A 2,287-nucleotide genomic window follows, 5' to 3' on the forward strand; every position below is an offset into this window, starting at 1 on the left:
CTTTTCCCTTTTTTTTGAGCAGATTGTTCAATCTTTTGTCCGTGTTCATCTGTGCCTGTGAGGCAATAAACTTCTTTGCCTTTAAGTCTAGCAAAACGCGCAAGTGTATCCACAATGATGGTTGTATAAGCGTGTCCAATGTGGGGAATATCATTGACATAATAAATTGGCGATGTGATATAAAATTTAGAACTCAAAACTGCCTCCATTTCCTTTATTCATACTCAAATAAACTGCAGCTACATATCCATTTCGCACGGAGCATTCTAATAATTCTGCGCAATTTAAACAACTAGAGAATCCCTTGTTTTCTTGGCAGGATTGAAGCGCAGTAAGTTGTTGCGTGAGATTATTTTGCATTTTTTGGTCAAAATTATTTTTTTTAGCACAATCTGCCACACTTTTGCAAAACATACAGCTTGCCGTATTGTGGCTTACTTGGCAGTCTTTTATTTCTTTGAGTGCAGATTCTATTTCATTTGCTGACAAATTCTATTTCCTCCAAGCTACCAAAAAAGCAAGGTGTTGTATCGTGTAAATGTTTTGGTGTTAATTCCAAAAGTCGTTTTACCTCTGTTATGTTGTGCGCATTTTCACTTATGCAAACCGCTCCACCACCCGCTCTTTCAAAGATAAAGGCGAAAGGAAAAACTTCAAAAAGCATTCTAAGTTTGCCTTGTGGTGCATCACTCGTGCTAGGATAAGAGAAAATCCCGCCACCTTTAACCAAAATATGATGCAAATCAGGAACCATTCCGCCACTATACCGCAAACGATAACCAGCGTTAAAGAGAGATTCTATCTTTGCCTTATGTGAAAGACTCCAATTTTTCTGTGTGCCACCTGTTGCATTTAATTTGCCTTTGTGTGAAAGTTTGAAGCATTTTTGTAAATCAAATGTTTTTCCATTATAGACAAAGTAATCTACGCCTTCTTTGAGGATAGAGGCAAATCCGATTCCAACTACCATACCATAGAGAATATATGCACTTGCAACGAGATTTTGGGGCAGGAAATCTCCATGGTAGATTCCAAAAATACTTCCCACGCTCAAATTTGCTCCCATTAAGGAAGAGCCATCTAAAGGGTCATAGGCAATACTATAAATGCCTTTATCGTGAAGCTTGATTGCTTGTTCTTGCTCTTCACTGCAAACCTGATGCACAATTCTTAAGTCTTTGAAAGTATTTTGCAGAATCGTGTCGGCTTGAATGTCTGCTTTTAGCTGTGTATCTCCTGTTGCATTGGTGCTTTGTGCATATTCCCCTAAACTTTGTTTGAGGGTTTCATAAATCGGCAAACTCGCACTTTGAATTCGTGCAAAAATCAATTCTAAATCACGCATTAATTCTGCGTTTGTCCTCATTTGTATCTCCGAAATAACAAATTTGTATATTATAGCCTAATTTTATTATGTTGGTGGCTATTTTAGGGCAATATTTATAGTTTTTTGCTACAATTTTAGCTTATTTTGATTTAAGGAGATTTAATGCTTGTTGCGCCAAGTATCCTTTCTGCAGATTTTGGAAAATTAGAATCCGAAATCAAAGCTATCTGTGAAGCAGGTTGTGATTTTATACATATTGATGTAATGGATGGGCATTTTGTGCCAAATCTGACGCTTGGTCCTGTAGTGGTGCATTCTGTCGCAAAAGCAGCAAGCAAGCCGCTAGACATTCATTTAATGGTGCAAAATAATAGTTTTTTTGTAGAACTTTTTGCACCCTTTAAGCCCGAATTTCTATCCTTTCATATTGAGGAGGAAAAGCACGCGAATCGCTTGGCACAGAAAATCCGCGAATATGGCATTAAACCTGCAATTGTTTTGAATCCTCATACCAATTTGGATTCCATAGAATATTTGTTGGAATTTGTAGATATGGTTTTGTTGATGAGTGTGAATCCCGGCTTTGGCGGACAGAAGTTTATACCCAATGTGTTGGATAAAATTAAAAATTTAAAAGACAAAATAGAGTTGCGCAATCCGAATTGCCTCATTGAAGTAGATGGCGGGGTATGTGATAGAAATATAGAATCTCTTAAAAAAGCTGGGGCAGATATTGTTGTAGCCGGTAGCTATATTTTTGGTGGAGATTATAAGGAGCGGATAGAAAGTTTGCGGTAAAGTTAGATTCTACTGCAAACCCCACAAACTCTAATATACCACAGAGGGTAAAGAGAAAATTACGCAGCAGTATCTAAATCTACTTCTATTTACATTAAATAAGGATTCCTATGCAAGTTAATACAAATTCTTATGTGCGAGAAAATCCTCTTTTCCACCAAA

Annotated in this window: 4 protein-coding genes; 1 reads left to right on the top strand and 3 read right to left on the bottom strand. The window is 37.2% G+C overall.

Annotated features, from left to right (window positions below; all coding sequences use genetic code 11):
- From Q1553_RS01240 to Q1553_RS01250, 3 genes are all read right to left on the bottom strand, one after another.
- Window positions 1-209: class I tRNA ligase family protein (locus Q1553_RS01240; protein ID WP_300842691.1), on the bottom strand; the 209-nt coding region annotated here is incomplete at its 3' end.
- On the bottom strand, window positions 187-489 hold the full coding sequence (locus Q1553_RS01245; RefSeq protein WP_297571403.1) for a hypothetical protein: 303 nt from the start codon (window positions 487-489) through the stop codon (window positions 187-189). The genes Q1553_RS01245 and Q1553_RS01240, both read right to left, overlap by 23 nt.
- Window positions 476-1,381, bottom strand: coding sequence for a class 1 fructose-bisphosphatase (locus Q1553_RS01250; RefSeq protein WP_281270103.1), 906 nt, complete (start codon window positions 1,379-1,381; stop codon window positions 476-478). The genes Q1553_RS01245 and Q1553_RS01250 overlap by 14 nt, the downstream gene beginning before the upstream one ends.
- A 108-nt stretch (window positions 1,382-1,489) precedes the next feature.
- On the opposite strand from Q1553_RS01250, the gene rpe reads away from it, so the two are divergent.
- A complete protein-coding gene (gene rpe / locus Q1553_RS01255) occupies window positions 1,490-2,125 on the top strand; it encodes a ribulose-phosphate 3-epimerase (protein WP_115551381.1) in 636 nt (211 codons plus the stop codon).
- The last annotated feature ends 162 nt before the right edge of the window (window positions 2,126-2,287 follow it).

It is taken from the genome of Helicobacter sp. UBA3407, assembly GCF_949747025.1.
GTDB lineage: Bacteria > Campylobacterota > Campylobacteria > Campylobacterales > Helicobacteraceae > Helicobacter_D > Helicobacter_D ganmani.

Bases quoted from the DNA above. Each gene is read 5' to 3' on its own strand.
- rpe (WP_115551381.1), top strand. From the start codon at position 1,490: ATGCTTGTTGCGCCAAGTATCCTTTCTGCAGATTTTGGAAAATTAGAA.